13 protein-coding genes are annotated in these 19,786 nt (G+C 44.1%); 2 read left to right on the top strand and 11 right to left on the bottom strand.

Going from position 1 to position 19,786, the window contains the following annotated elements; translation table 11 throughout:
* Positions 1-104 precede the first annotated feature (104 nt).
* Positions 105-1,502 (top strand): ATP-binding protein, encoded by a 1,398-nt coding sequence (locus tag CC97_RS14660; protein ID WP_044975786.1) that lies wholly within the window; start codon positions 105-107, stop codon positions 1,500-1,502.
* Between the two features lie 163 nt (positions 1,503-1,665).
* Here the strand turns inward: CC97_RS14660 and CC97_RS20310 are convergent, their stop codons facing one another.
* From CC97_RS20310 to pfkB, 4 genes are all read right to left on the bottom strand, one after another.
* Positions 1,666-4,809, bottom strand: a complete 3,144-nt coding sequence (locus tag CC97_RS20310; protein ID WP_049962938.1) for a dockerin type I domain-containing protein — start codon at positions 4,807-4,809, stop codon at positions 1,666-1,668.
* A gap of 13 nt (positions 4,810-4,822) precedes the next feature.
* Complete coding sequence (locus CC97_RS14650; RefSeq protein ID WP_044975785.1) at positions 4,823-7,753, bottom strand: dockerin type I repeat-containing protein; 2,931 nt, start codon at positions 7,751-7,753, stop codon at positions 4,823-4,825.
* Positions 7,754-8,124: 371 nt separating this feature from the next.
* Positions 8,125-9,729 carry a family 16 glycosylhydrolase gene (locus CC97_RS14645; RefSeq protein WP_081850139.1) on the bottom strand — a complete coding sequence of 535 codons (1,605 nt, stop codon included), beginning with the start codon at positions 9,727-9,729 and terminating at the stop codon, positions 8,125-8,127.
* A gap of 187 nt (positions 9,730-9,916) precedes the next feature.
* Positions 9,917-10,819, bottom strand: a complete 903-nt coding sequence (gene pfkB / locus CC97_RS14640; RefSeq protein ID WP_044975783.1) for a 1-phosphofructokinase — start codon at positions 10,817-10,819, stop codon at positions 9,917-9,919.
* A gap of 249 nt (positions 10,820-11,068) precedes the next feature.
* On the opposite strand from pfkB, the gene CC97_RS14635 reads away from it, so the two are divergent.
* On the top strand, positions 11,069-11,560 hold the full coding sequence (locus tag CC97_RS14635) for a hypothetical protein (RefSeq protein WP_156036929.1): 492 nt from the start codon (positions 11,069-11,071) through the stop codon (positions 11,558-11,560).
* Between the two features lie 164 nt (positions 11,561-11,724).
* On the opposite strand, the gene CC97_RS14630 is transcribed toward CC97_RS14635, so the two are convergent.
* From CC97_RS14630 to CC97_RS14600, 7 genes are all read right to left on the bottom strand, one after another.
* The gene (locus CC97_RS14630; protein WP_044975779.1) at positions 11,725-13,419 is read right to left on the bottom strand and encodes an AAA family ATPase; all 1,695 of its coding nucleotides are present in this window, start codon (positions 13,417-13,419) and stop codon (positions 11,725-11,727) included.
* A 164-nt stretch (positions 13,420-13,583) separates the two neighbouring features.
* Positions 13,584-14,321 (bottom strand): ABC transporter ATP-binding protein, encoded by a 738-nt coding sequence (locus tag CC97_RS14625; protein ID WP_044975777.1) that lies wholly within the window; start codon positions 14,319-14,321, stop codon positions 13,584-13,586.
* A 13-nt stretch (positions 14,322-14,334) separates the two neighbouring features.
* Positions 14,335-15,123, bottom strand: a complete 789-nt coding sequence (locus CC97_RS14620; RefSeq protein WP_044975775.1) for an ABC transporter permease — start codon at positions 15,121-15,123, stop codon at positions 14,335-14,337.
* Positions 15,124-15,234: 111 nt separating this feature from the next.
* On the bottom strand, positions 15,235-17,664 hold the full coding sequence (locus CC97_RS14615; RefSeq protein ID WP_044975773.1) for a glycosyltransferase family 1 protein: 2,430 nt from the start codon (positions 17,662-17,664) through the stop codon (positions 15,235-15,237).
* Between the two features lie 21 nt (positions 17,665-17,685).
* Entirely contained in the window at positions 17,686-18,039 is a 354-nt protein-coding gene (locus CC97_RS14610; RefSeq protein ID WP_044975771.1) for a hypothetical protein, read from the bottom strand.
* Positions 18,017-19,132, bottom strand: coding sequence for a glycosyltransferase family 4 protein (locus CC97_RS14605; RefSeq protein ID WP_044975769.1), 1,116 nt, complete (start codon positions 19,130-19,132; stop codon positions 18,017-18,019). Before CC97_RS14605 ends, CC97_RS14610 begins: the two co-directional genes overlap by 23 nt.
* Entirely contained in the window at positions 19,129-19,644 is a 516-nt protein-coding gene (locus tag CC97_RS14600) for a hypothetical protein (protein WP_044975767.1), read from the bottom strand. Before CC97_RS14600 ends, CC97_RS14605 begins: the two co-directional genes overlap by 4 nt.
* Between the last annotated feature and the right edge of the window lie 142 nt (positions 19,645-19,786).

The raw sequence follows: 19,786 nt of genomic DNA, 5'->3' as shown, positions 1-19,786 counted from the left end.
CCGCCGGGGGATGTTCTTCTGTTTGGGCTTGCAAAACAAAGCAGATCGTGATATACTAGATTATGATATACTAGATTACGATTATGTTTACAGGAGGGACCGCAATGAAATTCTACTGCAGGGAAAATGAACTTTCCGGACTTAACAGACGCTACGATTCCGGACACTGGGAGTGCGTAGTAATCTACGGCAGAAGACGCGTAGGTAAAACTGCACTTATAAATGAATTCTGCAAAGATAAACCGACAATATATTTTTCCGCATTAAATGCCACAGCTGAAGAAAATCTTGAAGCACTGTCGGCTGCTATAGGAAATCATAACGGAATTGATCACGCCCCTGTCTACAGAACGTTTGACGATGCATTTTCCGCCATCGAAGACATAAGCCGCCGCGAGCATATTGTGTTTGTTATTGATGAATATCCATATCTCGCAAAATCCTGTCCGTCGATATCATCGCGGCTTCAGCATATAATTGATCACAAATGGCAGGAAAGCAGCATTTTTCTGATACTCTGCGGATCATCAATGAGTTTCATGCAGAATCAGGTACTCGGATACGAAAGTCCTCTTTACGGCAGACGAACCGCCCAGTTTATGATCGAACCGCTCAATTACAGGGAAACCGCCGTATTCAGGCCGGATCTTTCGGCTGAAGACAAAGCTCTTCTTTACGGAATAACAGGCGGCGTTCCGCATTACATAAACAAACTGGACGTACACGACAGCATTGATGCCGCTCTTCTCGAAAATTTCTTTGACAGGTCAGCATATCTGTACGAGGAACCGGAAAACCTGCTTAAGCAGGAACTTCGTGAACCGGCAGTCTACAATTCCATCATACATGCGATAGCTGAAGGGCACAGTAAACTCAATGAAATATCCACAAAAGCCGGTCTTGGCAGCGGTCCGTGCACCAAGTACATCACCACACTGACCGAACTCGGGATCATTCAGAAAGAAACCCCGGTCGGTGAAAAAAACAGCAAAAAGACCATATACTCAATAAGCGATAATCTGTTCCGTTTCTGGTACCGTTTTGTCCCGCAGAATATACCGGCTATAGTTTCAGGAAAGATAACGAACAGTTATGAGCGTACGGTCAAAGAAAAACTCCATGATTATATGGGGCTGGTATTTGAAAAAATGTGCCGTGACCATCTCATGAGATACGCAGAAGATCTGCCGTTTGAGATTGCCGATGCCGGACAGTGGTGGGGCACCGACAAAACAGAAAAAAAAGAGGTTCAGATAGATATAGTCGGCGTACCGGTACAGGGAACAGCTCCCGGAGAATACATAATCGGTTCCTGTAAATTCCGCAACATGAAGATTGGTACAGATGAACTTGAACTGATGGAAAAGTACGCATCTGTTTTCGGCAAAGGTAAGAAATATCACTATTTCATCTATTCGCTCAGCGGATTCACCGACGAACTCATAAAAACCGCCGCAGAGAAAGGTGTAAGGCTCATTACGGCTGAAGAAATGTACAGCTGAACTGCAAAGAAAAAAGATTCGAATGACTGCAATTAAAAAATAGGGAACTTTTTGAGCTTGAAATCTCAAAAAAGTTCCCTAAAATTCAATGGGAAAAGTCTCTTTCTGGTACAAATTGCCAGAAAGAGACTCTTTTTGTTTATGTATAAGTGTTCTGTTTTGTTTACTTCATAAGTATCTTTTTCAGCAACAGAATGTCCGCAGAATCGGTCTTTCCGTCACCGTTCATATCTGATGCTGCATTCGGTTTTTCTGTGCCGATTATCATTTTAGCAAGAGTCACAAAATCGGCCACTGTAACTGAATCATCACCGTTAATATCGCCGCGTGTATTCTGAGAAATCTGCGAAACATGGATCGATGCAGGATCTACAGATTTCACTGCACCTGTTTCATCCGCAGTTTCAAGTTTCTGTACTTCGACTTTGCATACTGAAGCCGGATCTTCGATACCGTCAGCGTATCTGAAATTAATATCCGCGATCTTATCAAGAGCGAATGGTTCCTTTGAATCAAAGCCTATTACGATCTTACCAGGTTCAGAAGTACTGAGTTCACTTATCCTGCTGCGCACCTCGTCACTGAGTTCAATGCCTTCAAAGGTCATTTTATCAGGATCATATGTAAGCTCGATCTTTCCTTTTGTTACTGAAATCTTGTCATCAGATCCGATACGTACACTTCCGGAAGTCCTGTTTGCAGACGGTGCAGGTGTCGTAACAGCAGTGGTTACAGGCGCTGTTACTGGATTTACTGTTACTGCTGTTATTGCCGGCGCCGCACTCGTTACAGGGTTTACCGTTGTCACTGCCGGTACCGCACTTGTTGCAGGAGCTACACTGGTTACCGAGTTCACTGCTGCTGTTGTCACCGGTTTTACTGTCGTGTCTGCCGGTACTGCACTTGTCACCGGATTCACTGTCGTGTTTGCCGGCGCTGCACTTGTTACAGGATTTACAGTTGCTGTTGTTACAGGTTTCACCGTTGTTACTGCCGGCACTGCGCTTGTTACAGGATTTACTGTTGTCACTGTCGGTATCGCACTTGTTACAGGCGCCGCACTCGTCACAGGGTTCACCGTCGCTGTTGTTACAGGGTTTACTGTTGTCACTGCCGGTACCGCACTTGTTACAGGCGCCGCACTCGTTACAGGGTTCACCGTCGCTGTTGTTACAGGATTTACTGTTGTCACTGCCGCTGCTGCACTTGTTACCGGTGCTGCACTCGTTACAGGGTTCACTGCAGCTGTTGTTACAGGGTTTACTGTTGTCACTGTCGGTACCGCACTTGTTACAGGGGCTGCACTTGTCACAGGGTTCACCGTCGCTGTTGTTACAGGATTTACTGTTGTCACTGCCGGTACCGCGCTTGTTACTGGTGCTGCACTTGTCACAGGGTTCACCGTCGCTGTTGTTACAGGATTTACTGTTGTCACTGCCGGCACTGCGCTTGTTACTGGTGCTGCACTTGTCACAGGGTTCACCGTCGCTGTTGTTACAGGATTTACTGTTGTCACTGCCGGTGCTGCGCTTGTTACCGGTTTTTCGGCTGTTGTGACAGCCGGTTCTGTTACTGCCGCAGATCCGTCTGCCTGTACATTAAATATTTCATCTATCCTGCCGCCTCTTAACGGATATTCATATATATCTTTTTCAGAAACCGTATTTGTCAGTTCAAGCGGATCAAATACAAATCTGGTAAAGCCGGATCTCAGCGGTTTGAATTTTAAATTCAGAATTCCGCCGTCAGATGTAACAGACTTATCTGATATAAATACACACTTTACTTTTCCCGGTTCTGTTTCATTGGCGTCAGCAAGGATACCGTTCTGCCCTTCTGCAGGAGATACTCCTTCAAACTTAACTGCTTCCGGATCAAAACTGATCGTAAAGCTGCCATCCGTCACGCCGAAGTTCTTATCAAGCTTTATAGCAGCCGTAACATCTTCAGAAGCGTCGGCCTGCATAAGAGACATATCATAAAAAGGACGGCATACTTCTGACTTTACAGAGTTCGGATCGACACTGACTGTTTTACCATCAGGGGTCTCAGTTTCCAGTTCATTTACTTCACAGCTGACAAAACTTAACATACCGTCAGAAAGTCCGGACGGAAAAGCAAAATCAATGTCTGCAATAACATCACCGATATCTACAGGTTCACTTGCTGCAAATCCTATAACGATTTTTCCCGGAACATTGGTGTTGATACTGGTAACCGTGTTCATAAGCGATTTACCCAGTCTGACATCTCTGCATTCAAGATCATCAGTATTATATTTTACTGTTATCAGGCCGTTTGTCGCTGTGATCTTCTTGTCAGTATATAAACGGAATGTACATTTTCTGTTATTCTTAAGTCTGTCTGAAAGTTCCGGAATGTCTATTCCGAAACGGAATCTGTCATTGTAATAAGGCGCGGAATCAAGAATGTAGTTTTCCGATAATACAGCAGTAAGCTCATTCGTGATAAGATAAATATCTGAGACCGTATTTTTAAGCGGTTTGAAATTAAGATCTGTCAGAACACCGTCACTTAAAGCCTTATCAGACGCAAAGGTGAGTCTGACTGTTCCCGGCTCTGTTTCATTAGCTTCGGCAATAATTCCTTCCTTCTCTCTGAGCGATACAAACTGCATTACTTCCGGATCATACTTTACTACGCATTCTCCGTTTGTTACAGCTGATAAAGGTTCATAACCAAGCTGCAGTGCAAAGCTGATATACTCACCGTCGGAAGTTTCCCTGAAGCAGTCTTCTGTACTCGTTCTCGATGACGTCGATAAAAACAAATAAGATCTTACTCCGTTTGCAGTCAATGATCCCTTGTCGGCTTCAACCGTATTGCCTGCTGCATCTTCCGTTTCAAGTTCATTGACCCTGAAACCAAACTGAGGTATCTCTTTAAGAGCGGCATCGTGTTCAAAATCTGCATAGAACATATCTCCGGATATTTCCAACGGTTTAGAAGACGCAAATCCGAACACGATCCTGCCGGGAGTATCAGTGTTGATATTGGTCAGCATGTCTTTCATCTGTGAACAAACCTCAACGTTCTTTACGTTCAGTTTATCCGATTCATAAAAGAGTGTTACCACACCGTTTGTCAGAGAAACCGGTTCCGTCGTACTGATGACATGTCTGGTCACTCTTCCGGCCTTCGATATATCTTTACCGGAACTGCCGTCCGGTTCAGCGAAGACAACTCCGCCTTTGTTTACCGGAAAGACAATACCTGTATTTATAATGCCACCGGCAAGACTTAATGCCGTAACGGCTGAAACTATTCGCTTTGATTTGTTTTTCATTTGTTCCCCTTCATTATTCCGAAGCTGCTGTTTCAGCAACAACTTTCTTAAGATAAAGCACTGCATCCACACTGCTTAACTTTCCGTCACCGTCAAGATCTGCATTCTTCTTCTGTTCATTTGATAACTGGATTTTTCCTACGATCGCCTTCATCATAACTCTGACATCAGAAGTTGATGCCTTTCCGTCCCCTGAAAGATCCGGAAGCGGCATAGGTGCAGTTGTTGGGCCTGGTCCGACTGTTGGTATTACTGTCGGTGCTGTTGTTGGTGCTGTTGTCGGCTTTGCTGTCGATGTTGGTGCTGCCGTTGGCTTTGCTGTCGATGTCGGCGCTATAGCTGTGGCAGTAGCTGTTGGCGCTGTTGTCGGCTTCGCTGTCGCTGTCGGTGCTGCTGTTGGCTTTGCTGTCGATGTCGGCACTGCCGTTGCTGTTGGTGCTGCTGTCGGCTTCGCTGTCGGCGCTGTCGGTGCTGCTGTCGGCTTTGCTGTCGATGTCGGCGCTGACGTTGCTGTTGGTGCTGCTGTTGGCTTTGCTGTCGATGTCGGTGCTGCCGTTGCTGTTGGTGCTGCTGTCGGCTTTGCTGTCGATGTCGGTGCTGTTGTCGGAACAGGATCAATCGACGGATTTACAGTAGGTACAGGAATTACCGATGTTGGAGCTGTCGTTGGCAGTACTGCTGATCCTTCAGCTATCTTAAAATCTGCGAGGCCGTATATGCTCTGCGAACCGGTTTTAACCACCATAAATCTTGAAGCACCGCTAACATCATAAGTGCATTCAGTATTTTCCATTGTGCTGTTAAGGAGAACTGTGCCTGCCTTGACGTTGTCAATATAAACTTCCAGTGCGGCTTCCTTGTTATTCTTGTTCAGCGAACCTACAGTGAACGAAACTGAATTTACATTTTCAACGTTGTAAACAGCTCTGGCGCCTTCAGCGTAGGAATTATCGCCCATAGTTATTCCCTGTCCGAAGTTTGCACCACCCATAGTGAAATAATTGAACTTGTTATCACCAAGGTATTTTTCGATCCTGTAGCTGTCAAAATCTGAATCGATAAACTTTTCAGCCTTGCCGTACTGCGGAATGATCTTTGCATTCTTAGGCGTAAGAGCATCTGCAACGAGATCACCCATAGCATATTTTGACTGTGAACCGCTCTTGACGAATCTTACATTCTTTGCTTTTGAAACATCGAGCGTATAGCTTTTGATCGGCATATCATAAGCCATTGCGATCTTATCAACTGTTTCATTGTCAAGTTTGATTTCGAGAGTTGAATTGCCTGTTTCAGAATTATCAACGTGTCCGAGATCAAAAGTAAGTGTCTTAAGATTTTCAACGTTGAGTGAGAACGCTGAGCCTTCAGCATAAGAACCGTCGCCTAAAACAAATCCCTGACGGTATTTGCGTCCGGACATGCTGAAAGTTGTTGCAGCACTGAGTCCGTCATATGCTGTTGTTCTGTATGCATCATATGAACTTGTCATAAGAGCTGCTGAATTTTTATATTCAGGAATGGTAAGGGTATTCTTTGTTGTCAGTTCATCCGCCTTAATGTTGGCTATCGCATAACGTGTCTGTTCTTCCGGCTTGTAAATTCTGAGAACAGATGCCTTTGACACATCGAATTTATATTCGGAAAGCGGTGCGTTGAAAGGCTGAACTATTTTTTCAACAAGTTCATTATCGATGAACACCTGTATTTCACCGTCGTTGTATACACTGTTATCAAGATGACCTACTGTGAATTCGATTGACTTAAGATTTTCAACATTCAGCGAAACAGATGATCCTTCTGCGTAACTGCCGTCACCAAGAATAATACCCTGGCAGTATGATCTGCCGTTCAGATTAAAGGATTTTGCTGCACTTGAACCGTCATATACAGATGATCTGTAGCTGTCGAAAACTGTACTTAGGAATGTTGCAGTATTTTTATATGCAGGAACGGAATAATTCTTTTCCGGAGCAAGACCGTCTATTGTCAGATTTGCAACAGCATATTTAGTCACTGAACTTTTCTTGTAGAAACGAACAGTTTTTACATCTTTGACGTCAAGATTGATGTTCTGAATAAGTTCTCCGCACTTTACAGGGTATCTTTCCTGAAGTTCATCATCGAAGAACACCTGTATTTCATCGTCCTCCTGAGTGGTATTGTCAAGATGACAAAGTGAGAAACTGAGAGTGTTTACATTTTCAACATTGAATGAGATTCCTGAGCCTTCGGAATAGGAATTATTTCCGATAATAACGCCCTGATAATACTGTCTGCCGTTAAGATTAAAATACTTTTCTGTATTTGTGCCGTCATAAACAGTTGATCTTGTATTATCATAAGCCGATGCCATAAATGTAGCAGCTGAAGTGTACTTCGGAACAGATACCGGCTGCTGAGACTTTACGCCGTCAACAGTTACATCAGCAAATGCATACTTGGAAGATGCTCCTGTTCTTTCGATCCTGAGCTTTGATCCTGCTGATGTATCGATCTCAACGTCCTTGAGCGGTGCATTCTGGGTAAGAGTGAACTTGTCAGTAAGCTCATCGTCAACGAAAATCGATATCTCAGTGGAAGCATCTCCGGAGCTATCAACATGTCCGAATGTCATTGTTAATTTCTTTACATCTTTTACATCATATACAATTGCGGTGTTTGCGCTGTATGATCCCTCATTAAGTACAACACCCTGTTTAAATGTTCTTCCGTTCATATTAAAAGACTTGCTGCCGTCATTGTAAACAGTGCAGTACTTCATGTCTTCCGGTTTGCCCAAAAATGTATCAGCTGCCGAAAGTATAGTTCCTACAACCGCGTCTTCTGCATATACCTTAGCGTTATCTGCCTGAGCATCTGCAGGAAGTACATACGGAGCTGCCAGTCCGGCAACAAGTGTGCATGCGATCACACGTGAAAAAGTTTTTCCTCTGAGATTCATTTTTCTTTCCCCTTTGATTATAATTTTAATCAGTTTTGTAATTTTGTGCGAAATTGTACAAATTTAATCACAAAGACTGATTTAAACAAATTATAGCACAATATTTAATGTGAGTCAATCTTTTTTCGGATCTGATTTTTCTGCAAAGCTCTTGATTTGTCAGGTGTACCGCACTACATAAACAAACTCGATGTACATAAGGTATCCGCTGCGATGCAGCGGATATATGATTATTGCCGCCCTGTGGGCGGCAATCACATTTTTATGCATAATAAAGCAAACGGGAGTCCTTATTCAGGTACTCCCGTCTGCTTTGTGATTAGTGAATTGTATGATTATTGGGTAAAATCAAATTGATTATGAAGCGGTATTTATTCTGCTGCTTCTGTTTCGGCAGCTTCTGTAACTTCTTCAGTCTGAGCTTCTGTTGTATCTGCAGCGTCTTCAGCCTGTGCTTCTGTAACTTCTGCTTCAGCTGTCTCAGTTACTGCAGCTTCGTCTGAGGCTGTGTCCTCGCCTTTCATTTTTGCCATGATCTCCTTGGCTTCGTCAGATGCTTCTGTCATTTCAAGGCGAACGTTTCTTATCTGAACGTTCTTTACAGGACTGAATCTGCCCATGTTGAATTCGAGACGACCGTTAGGATCGGTCTTTCTCAGCATTTCTATGTCAAACTCGAAAGTCTGCCATTCATCTGTTGTATGTACAGGAGTATCATCCAGATAACGTACCCAGCCGCTTGTCGGTGCTGAGATACAAACCTTCATAACACGTTTTTCATCTGAACGTGCTTCAAAGGTAAGCTTGTACTTTGAACCCTTGTACATCGGAAGTCCGGCCTGAACGATCTGTACTGAATATTCTTCAGTGCCCTTCTTTTCAGGATATACGCGGAGCTCGCCGTCTTTTATTTCAGCTGTACCAACGCCGTCGTTGAAAAGGAGGAATCTCCAGTTTTCTTCGTCATCAAGTGATTCTTCCTCGGAGAAATCACCGTTGTAGATATAGTTGCCGTCTTCAAGAGGCATTCTGTATTCAGGAAGAGGCTTTGTAACGTTTGTATCGTATTCAGGTTTCTGATATACACGAACGTAATCAACCAGGAATTCAGCATTGTCAAAGTTTGTTGTTGCATCAGGGTTGCCCGGCCATGTACCGCCTACAGCAAGATTGAGCTGTACGAAGAATGTCTGGTCGAACGGTGCCGGATACGGCTTGTCATCTTCACCGTCAACAGCCGTGAACCAGTCGTTTACAGTGTGATAGAGATTGCCGTCAATATACCAGCGGAATTCGCCCGGTTCCCATTCAACCGAGAACTCGTGGAAGTCAGATGCAAATGTCTCTCCGTTTTCGAGTACGTATGTTCCCTGCTGTTCACCGTGCGGTTCACCGTAATGAAGTGTGCCGTAAGCCTTTTCAGGTTCATGTCCGAGAGTTTCCATAATGTCGATCTCGCCGCACTTAGGCCACTGGCCGTAGTGTTCCTCGTCTGTCGGCATCATCCAGATAGCAGGCCATAAGCCCTGTCCTTCCGGTACTTTAGCTCTTACTACTACCTTGCCGTACATGAAATCCTTAAGGTTCTGGCCCTTGATCTTACCGGATGTATAGTAGTCTTTTCCCTTCTCATCCTTTGTCTTTATTGCCTTAAGATGAAGAAGACCGTCTTTTGTAAATACGTTTTCTTCAGATGTTGTATACTCCTGAAGCTCTGAATTAGTCCAGCCCGGTTCATGCGGATCGTACTGCCAGCATGTCGTATCAAGCTTGTCACCGTTGAATTCATCGTTCCAGAGAAGTGAATATCCTTCGATTTCAGGTATTTCCGTACTTTCAGCAGTGCTGTTCTGTGAAGTTCCGTTACTTTCCGAACCCTGCTGGTCTTTTACCTCACCTGTGCTGCCGCATCCTGAAACAAGACCGGTCATAAGTGCGCTGCACAGTGCAAAAGCAAGTATTCTGTTTCTTTTCATTTGTATTCCTCCCGTAATTAAACCGCCGTTATCCCGGACCGCTGGGGGATGTTCATCAGGAAACTTAAACGGTTTATGAATACTCTGTCGTTATCGTTAATTCTATTATAACCCGCTTGCCTGCGGATTTATATCAAAATAATCATGTTAGTAGCATAATTTTATAGAAAAACGCTGATAAGCGCAGTTACTTAAGTTCTTCAAGCAGTCTGAAGATATCTTCTTTCTTCGCAAGGCCGTCTGAAAATGCTGTTGCTCCTCCGCAGGCTGTACCGAGTTTCAGCGCATACTCATAATCACCTTTTTCCGCTCCGGCGATAAATCCGGCTACCATTGAGTCACCAGCTCCGACTGAGTTTTTAACTGTTCCCTTACATACTCCGCAGGTGTGGATCTTTCCGTTTTCATCAAGGAGAATAGCTCCGTCGCCTGCCATGGAAACAAGGACGTTACGGGCTCCCATATCACGGAGTTTTTCTGCATATTCCGCTATCTGTTCAACGGTTTCAAGCTTTACTCCGAACATCTCACCGAGTTCGTGATTATTTGGTTTTACAAGGAACGGACGGTATTTTAAGACGTTCAGAAGCAGATCCTTTGTGGCATCGACCACGGTTCTTATTTTTCTGCCTTCAAGATGTGCAAGGATCTTTTCGTAGATATCAGAAGGGATTGACGGCGGGATGCTGCCTGCAAGCACGAGTGTGTCGCCGTCCTTTATCATTTCAAGTTTCTCAAAAAGCTCCTTCACCGCGTCATCCGGAATATCCGGTCCGCGGCCGTTGAGTTCAGTTTCCTCGTCCGACTTTATTTTGACGTTGATACGTGAAAAACCGTTTTTCAGACGAACGAAACCAGTCTCGATTCCCTGTGATGCAAGTCCGTTTTCGATTGCCTCTCCGGTAAATCCGGCGATAAAACCGAACGCCCTCGACTTTATCCCCAGCTCACGGAGAACAAGCGAAACATTTATCCCCTTGCCCCCGAAATACATTTTTTCCTCATTCGCTCTGTTCACTTCACCGGACTTCATCTTATCCGTCTTAACGACGTAATCGATCGCCGGGTTGAATGTTACTGTGTATATCATTTTCCTGCCTCCGAAAATCATCAATTTTCATTTCTGAAAGTTACAATAGAATTAATTGCCACAAATAATTAACTCTGAAGTAATTAACTTTAAAGTTAATTATAGACTCGACATATTGTTTTGTCAAGGGTGCAGAAAGCAATAAATCCTTTGTAAATAAAAGGAGACACAAGAGATACATCAACGCGGTATTATATGATCAAAGGAAAAATCAGTAACGACCACAGCATATTTAAAGGAGAGGTTACTATGAAAAAATTAATATGTGCTAACATTATCGTAATTACGGTCATCATCGGTTTGTTCTCATACAAAACGATTGGTGAGATATCACTTCGTCTTTATCCGGGTGACAGAGTAAAGGCGGAAATAATCGTTGAATGCAATGACAGCATTTATCATCTTGAAAATGCAAGCTTTGAATTAAAAGGATCCGGTAAAGTGAATGTAAACAGTGCTCATAAAGCAAAAATAAGATTCCATGCAAACAGCAAGGAATCTTATACTGTAAAGATCAGCAATACACCGCTCAACCAGCCGATCAGACTAAAGTTTTCCCAGCATATGTGCTGGAATGTTCAGCGGGCTAAAATAACTGTTCATATAGACACTGTTTCGAAGGAAGTAACTGCCCGCGGTTACAGCTTCTCCGGAGATGACGGAATACAGAAAATCAATAGAGCATTCACATATAATGATGAGCCTGTAGAAGGCAGCGAGCTGGAGTTTTATTTTTCGTAATACTAAGCTTTTACTCCGGTCTATCTGATAAATTTGGTTCAGTTTTATTCAAATCAATTTGAATAAAACTGAACCAAATCCGTCTCACACTGGAACTAATGGTAATAAACCAATAAATCCGGAGAGACTGCACATTGCAGTTCCTCCGGATCTGTATTTCACTGTTAAACGGTTTCTTCCATCAGTCTGATCTTTGCGACTTTGCCGAAGAATGCTATGCCGCAGACAATCTGTTTACGGTACCCCATTGGCATTTTTCTTGCATAGCCGTTATTTTTTATCTGTTCAAGTGCATCTTCGCAGTCCCTTTCAAGATGTTCTTCCTTTGTCGATCTTTTGAATTCCATCAGAATCATCCTGCGGTTCTTACGGTCCTTTACACGGAGATCAAGTCGTCCGAGTCCGGATTCCGCATTGGATTCAACAGCGTATCCGCGGCCTGTGAAAATTCCGTTGAGCATACCATGATAGTATTCCTCCCCATAGTCAAAATAGCTTATTGAATCCCAGAGGATATCAGTAAGTATTTCTTCCGCAGTTTTCATATCCTGATTCCACATAGCAGAGATAAAGTTCTCAGCTGCAGATCTGTCCAGCGTTCGTTCAAATTTCGCAACGACCGTTTCCCTGAAAAGATCAGTGATCTCAGCATTCGGGATACGCAGTTTAACTCCTTTGGTGCCATCGGTTTTATCTGCCTTTGAAACATATCCGGTCATCAGAAGCACACTCCAGAAGTTCTTTTCCGACGCCGCCATCTGGTCATATGTCAGCTCTTCACAGATATCCTGCGTTATCGTATCTCCGTTTAAAAGTGTCTCAAATTTATCTGCAACTTCAAACTCTTCGCGACTTACAAAATCATCAAGGATCGAATTGGAGCTTGTATTCGCCCAGAAATTCTCCGGTTCAGCGTTTTTATCAGCGATCAGTTTGGCTGTAAATCTTGCAACATCCCACGGACAGAAAACTTCATTATTACCGAATATATATCCGTCATACCATGATTTCATCAGTTCGTATCTGTCAGAAAGGTCGTAATAATCAAGCATTTTCTTAACTTCATTCTGATCAAAGCCGAAATAATTACTGAACTGAACTGAATTCACAGAATAACATGCAAAGTTATTGACTCCGGTAAAAATGCTCTCCTTCGAAACACGGAGACATCCGGTCAGTACGGCAAATTTCAGATATTCATTGGTTTTAAGTGCAGTACTCAGAAGTCCGCGGATAACGTCCAGCATCTGACGGTAGAACTCCATGTCTTTGCTCTGATATGCCTTGGCAAGCGGTACATCGTATTCGTCTATGATAAGAATGACCGGCTTCCCATATACAGCATGCATCATACGCATGATTGTTTTCAGTGAGCCTTTTATTTCCGAATATCTTGCATCCTTATCGCCATTCCACTTTTTGGATTTGAGCCTTCTAAAAATCTCAATATCATCAGAGTCAACTTTATTATTTTCAATAGCCCCGTATTTGACACAAAGTTCTGAAATCAGGCCGATCAGCATTCCGAAAGCCGACTCAAAATTTAGTCCTTCAACATCCTTCAGTGAAAGGAACAGCGTAGGATACTGGTTCATCCATTCCGCACAGAATTCCGGATGATTATTTGTAATATTCAGATTTTCAAAGACATCATGACTGTCCCGGCGCATATCAAAGAAACTGTCAAACATAGTCATAGTCAGTGTTTTTCCGAATCTTCTCGGTCTGGTGAATAATGTAACTTTATTGTCTGTTTTCTCGACCAGATCATAAATAAGTTCTGTCTTGTCAACATAGTAACTATTGTTATGTCTCAGATCATCAAAAAATTCACTTCCGACTGATACCTGCTTTTTCACGAAGCTAATCTCCTTTCTGAATGTAAGTTTTTTCTTTCTCTATGATTATACCATATGAAACTTAATTATTCAATGAAATATAATCACCATGTTCGTGTCAGCTTCACTTTTTCAAAAAATAAACGCCGGCATCATTCCGTTTAACAGGACGATGCCGGCGTGTTTTATTTTCCGTTTAAGAATTCCGCGTAGCGGTCGCAGATCTCTTTGGTTTCGCCGAAGGCGATCTGGTTTCCCTTGTCGAGCCAGAGGACTTTGGTCGCCATTCGGCGGATCTGTTCGAGGGAATGGGAAACGAGCAAGGTAGTTGCGCCGCCTTTGATTATTTCGAGCATTTTGGCTTCACTCTTTTTGCGGAACGCACCGTCGCCGACGGAAAGGACCTCATCGAGGATGAGTATTTCCGGATTTACGAGGCAGGCGATGGAAAATGCGAGTCTTGATTTCATACCGGATGAAAGGTGTGAAAACAGTCTGTCCTCGAATTCTTCAAGTTCAGCGAATTCGATTATGGCCTTGTAGGTATTGTTCATGAATTCGCGGGTGTAGCCGAGCATGGCGCCGCGGAGGAAGGTGTTTTCCTTAACGGTAAGGTCGCCGTCGAATCCGGTACCGAGTTCGAGAAGTGAGGCTATGTTACCGCGGACTGCCATTGTGCCGGTAGTCGGGCGCATGATACCTGAAATAACTTTGCACAGGGTGGATTTTCCGGCGCCGTTTGAACCGACGATTCCGAGGAGCTCGCCTTCTTCAAGTTTGAATGAAACATGTTTTACGGCAACGAATTCCTTCGGCTTATACTGGCCTTTGATTTTCTGGATAACAACATCCTTAAGGCCGATGGTTGAGAAGTCACCTGTTATGTATGAAACTGAAATATCATTGAGTTCTATTTTGGTCATTTTCAGTTCCTCCTTACATGTAGTACATGAACTTGTAGTTGTACTTCTTGTAGATGAGTGCACCTGCGAGAAGTGCGATGCATGCATATCCGAAGCAGAGAAGATGTGTCTTCCATCCCGGGATGTATCCGTAGATGACAACATCACGGAAGTAGGTTATGTACACGTAGATCGGATTTGCGTGGAAAAGCACCTGTGTACGCGGTGAGTATGTATCTGTATAGTAGAAGATAGCGGACATGTAGCTTAACATCATGGTGAAGATGTCGTAGAGATACTGGATGTCCTTGAAAAGTACGAACAGTGCTGAAAGGATGAGTCCGACGCCGATGTTGAAGATGATGAGACAGATTATCGGATAGATGAGTGCGAAAAACCGGAAAGAAAAAGGTATGCCGTCAAATGCCACGAAAAGGAAGAAGATGATTAGTGTAAGTCCGAAATTGATGAGTGATGCGACGTTTTTGGAAAGAAGAAACATGTATTTCGGAAGATTTATCTTGGTGATTATATTTGAATTCTGCATAAGAGAGTTCATTCCGCCGTTGGTGGAGTCCTTGAAGAAGGAGAATGTGAGGTTTCCGGCGAAGAGGTAGATCATGTAGTGAGGTTTGTTCTGGCCGAAGAAATGGGTGAACACTACGCTCATGACAAGGAGCTGCATGAGCGGGGAGACGAGGCTCCAGAGCATTCCGAGGGCGGTCCTTTTGTATTTTTTCTTGAAATCACGTTTGACGAGTTCCTCGAACAGGAACTGATGTTTTTTTATTTTCAGAAACTGTTCTTTTATTGTTTTAATCATTTTTAATTTTTTATCTTTCCTTTCTTAATTTAACGGTCTCATTTTCTTGATTTGGGGGCTTTGCGGTCGCCCCCAATCCCCTTCGCGGGGCTATGCGTTCAATTGGCTAAGTTATATGATTTCAACAGGAATGGTTTTGGTTGTTGAAACTCCGCTCAGGGTGTTGCGGGCGGTTATTTTCATTCTTAAGGAGCCGTCTTTTTTGCTGCCGAGAACGAAGCTCAGGTAGCTGTATTCCATGCGCGGCATTATTGTTCTTGATGCTGACAGGATCACTTCGTCGTCTTCATTCAGAAGTTCTGTTCTGAATTCGTACTGCATGATGTTTGCGGCACAGCAGAGGTCACGTGAAATGCCTATTTCAAGCTTTGTAAGTCTGCCGGCGGCAATGCGGTAGCGTTCCGGACAGCCGAGCACCGGCGGAGTATTGCGGTCGCCGTGAAGATACAGTGCAAAATACGGCAGCATATGTTCTTCTTCCTCGTAATCGACTGCAAACTGTGCACGCAGCTTTGCGGCACCTTCAAATTTCTCCAGAAGCGAAGCGGCCAGTTCCTTCTTTTCGTTGTTTTCAGCTATAACGTACTCACGGCATGTGAAACGGTCGGCGTACTTTCGGAAAAGTCCGTTTTTATAGTAGTTTTCCTTATAGAAATTCTCGAAAACATAACCCGACTGACGAACGCCGTGATTCTCGCCGCCTATATTCGGCCATGAAAGTGTGATATACGGCTTCGGACGATAGTGATCAGAATGTCTCACTGCGCAGTAGTTGAAGTACGTGCTCCATTCATCATAGCCAAGTGTTTTGATATCAGGAAATTCGTCAAGCATTTCAAGATACCATCTTCTGTTTATGACCTGAGGCTGATGCGATGAATACTGAAGTGTCGGAAAACCGTTGCTCTTAAGAAACTCCAGAGTTCTGAACATTGCATAGTCGAAAGAAAAGAGCATTGCAAGGCGGTAACGCCATGTACTCAGGTCGGAGAAATAATACCCGTTGTACTTCCCTTCACTGAAAAAGCATGTTTCATCCACCGGTCCGAGAGGACGGTAGTCATCGTCCGACATGATGAACTCATCATCAAGTATATCGAGGCGCATGGCCAGACAGCGGAGAAAGAAATTGCGGGTAGCATGATCGGCCGGCAGCGCCGCTCCGGCAAGCAGCTCATCATCAGTAACGAGCGTAAGATTAAGCCTGCCCTTATAGTTTTTCTTCATATACAAAGCCATTTTATCCGGGCAGAATACCACAAGCTCGGTCAGAAACGGCATAAATTCCTCAATGTACGGAAGCGTGGCGAGAATAGGAGCCGGACGCGCCGAAAGGAAAACGATCTGTCTGATATTACGGTGTACGAACTCACTTTCACTCACCTTTTCGGTTTCAATGAGTGATTTAAGATCCTCAACGGTCTTGTCCCAGCACGGCGGAACGTATTCCGTGACCAGCATATTCTTTTTCTGAGCGTACTTTTCATCCGAACTTACGTAGCTTTCCACTATTTCTGCGAGTCTGTCAGCGTCATCGGCCGGGAAATAATCGCAGAATCTGCCGCCGACCTCACGCATTACGGGCAGGTCGGAACAGACGGCCGGAACACCGTTTATCATCGATTCAATTGTCGAAAGGCCGTATCCTTCAGCATAGGACGGGAAGATCACCATGTATGCCATGCTGTAAAGCCTTGAAAGTGTCGCATCGTTTATACCGGAAAAGACGTAGATACCCCTGTCAAAATTCGGATTACTCTTCATTCTTTCAAGAAGATCCTCCATTTCCCAGCCGATACGTCCCACGAACACGATGTCGGTATCAAGCGATGCGATTTTCTTTTCGTACGCTTCCACGATCACTTTATGATTCTTGCGCGGTTCGATCGTACTCACCGTAAGCAGGAACCTGCGGCCCTCAAGCTTTCGGAGTATATCCTCGTCAGCCTGCTCACCGTGGCTGTCCTTCGCGCCGGAAGTGAAGTCGGCACCAAGTCCTATTACGTGTACCGGCTTTCTTTTCATTCCGAGCTCGTCGAAAAGGGAAAGAAGGTCGGAGCGCACAGCTTCAGTATTCACGACTATATCGTCAGCATAGGTCATATGAGCGGTAAGATACTCCATGAATTTCATAAGCGTATGCTGAGCCATGTACTGCGGACTTCTTACAGGAATGATATCGTAGATAAATGTGATTATCCTTATTCCCCTGTTCTTTAGTTTCGGAAGCAGAAAGCTCCTGTTGGGAAGAGTGTGCCAGCTGCTGTTTATCTCGAGGAATACTGAATCCTGCTCGAATTCATCAGGTGTGAGGAGCCTGTCAGTATAGCAGTCGCCTTCCGGATCAGTTCCGTTCATCCTGCCTGCAAGAACACCTGTATCAAGCACGGTATAGGCATGCCGGACAGGAGAATAGGAAAGAGTCACAATACCGGCATTATCCTTTACAAGTCTCAGGATGATCTCGCTGAGGACTCTTGAAATTCCTGTGTAGTGTTCGAGTTCAGGTATATTGGTAACATCGATGTAGATTTTTTTCATTTAACTTCCGTCCCCGAATGATCAGTATGGTGAATAGGTCATACGGACACCGCTGTCGATCCTCGGCTGTGCGGTACGGCCGTATTCGATAAGTGTATGGATCAGAGCCTCACGGCCTCTTGTTTTTCCGTCATTCTCCCAGTACTCGAAATCACTTGCGGACGGCATTGTACCAAAAAATGTAAGAAACACTGCCTCAATAAATTCGTGTATTGTACATCCGGAATTGATGAGTGCAGTTATATCGATGCTTTCGGCATCTCTTGATGCAAGAGTACGGAGAGCAAACTTTGAAAACTCCATTTTCTTTCCTGCATCGTTTAAATTCTTTTCGGTAAGATCGTAGAGCTTTTCATAGTTTTTTTTTACTGTCATCGTTATTGAGCGGAGGATATTTCGCCATAAAATCCTTTAAGAATCTCTGGAATTCATCCTTCAGTTTATCGTACCGGAAATCTTCAAGACGCTTTTTCTGCGCTTCGATGATCGTCTTTCTCATTTCCTGATTATTAACAACTTCGTTAATGACCTTTGAAAGGAATACCGGATCCTTGTCGTCAACGACAACACCCGATCCGCCAAGTGTTTCAGGAACGGCACACGCATCGTATGCGATGACCGGCACGCCGAATGTCATGGCTTCGACAAGCGGAACACAGAATCCCTCGTGTTCGCTCATGCAGAGAAATACATCGGCCTTGCTGTAGATGGCAAGTATCTCGGCAAAGCTGATGTGGCCCGGAAAAACAACATCCTCAACGCCCAGCTTTTCCACGTATGAAACGATGTCATTGTAGTACATGCCGTTCGGATCGTGGCTGCCGACAAGAATGAGTCTCGAATTCTCATTTACGTTCTTCTTGTAGTAAGCAAATGCACGGATGATATCTTCATGCTTCTTGTTCGGAGCTATTCTTCCCACGAAAAGGATGTTTGTCACCCCGTCAGAAAGCTTTCTCATCATTGCCTCGTCCGGTGTCTGGCTGTAGTCCTCAAACGGAACGATTATCGGAATAACATCGATAAGATCTTCCTTATAGCCCATTTTCACCATGTCATCCTTGCTGAACTGCGAAGCACAGATATATGCATCGAACTTTCCCTTCATGTGAGTGTGCATATCCTCAATGCCTCTGCGGCAGTTTTCAACTGAGTTTACGTTGTCGATACCAAAAAACTCGTAAGGAGTTATGTTGTGGTAGAACATGATACGGCGGCAGTTGAGCTCCGTTACCATATGATTCATCGGTGAACCGTTGCCCATGTGATAGATCACGATATCGTCCTCGTTCACCTTCGGCATTTTGTCGATGACATACGCGCCCGGCTCAGTTATCTTAGGAGCTACGTGAGCGGCATAGATCTCAGTTTCTATTCCCATGTCCTCAATGACATGCTTCTTTGCTATAACGTCATTTCCTATTGCATCGCCGAAATTAAGTGATGCTACTAACTGGTAAATCTTCATCTGCTGCCTCCTGAGAGTTTTTCTACTGTTTCACGCAGTTCCTCAACCGTACGGCTGAGTTCTCTTATCTTAAGTTCCTGTGCGTAAAGTCTTTCTTCCATATCCTTTTCTCTTTTGAGTAAAACGCTTTTGGTGTTTTCCTCACGGTTGATGTAGTTACGCACATGTCCTGAAAATCTTGCAAATGAAAGGTTTATCGTATTCTGGGCAGCAACCAGCGGAAGGAACAGAAAAGCATTGAGCTTTCTTATGATCTTCTTGAAGAAAAAGACTACCGGAGCCGCACCTTTTTTGTAGGACGTAAGCTCCTGATAATAGGAAATCTGGTTAAAAGACTGTATCGAGCCCGCATCGTTTAGAAAAGCCCTGTGGTCAAAATTCATTTCTGACGCACCGTACTTTTCATCCCAGAAATTATTGAATGTAAGCAGGTCGCACTTTTTTCCCGACTTGTCTGTCTCTTCATGTGCCGCATTGAGAAACTGCTGTATGCCGGCGTTGTTTTTTATCATAGATCATGATCCTTCCGTTTAAAATTTACTGTAATTTCAGGTAACACTGATCAAAATGCAAATACGGCTCCGCCGTATTTACGGGCAGGGAAACTGCGGGGCTAAGCCCCGCAGTTTCACGCCGGTTAATAAATCAGTGTTT

The sequence above is a fragment of the Ruminococcus sp. HUN007 genome (assembly GCF_000712055.1).
Classification (GTDB): domain Bacteria; phylum Bacillota; class Clostridia; order Oscillospirales; family Ruminococcaceae; genus HUN007.
This window is presented reverse-complemented; position numbering and strand designations above follow the sequence as displayed.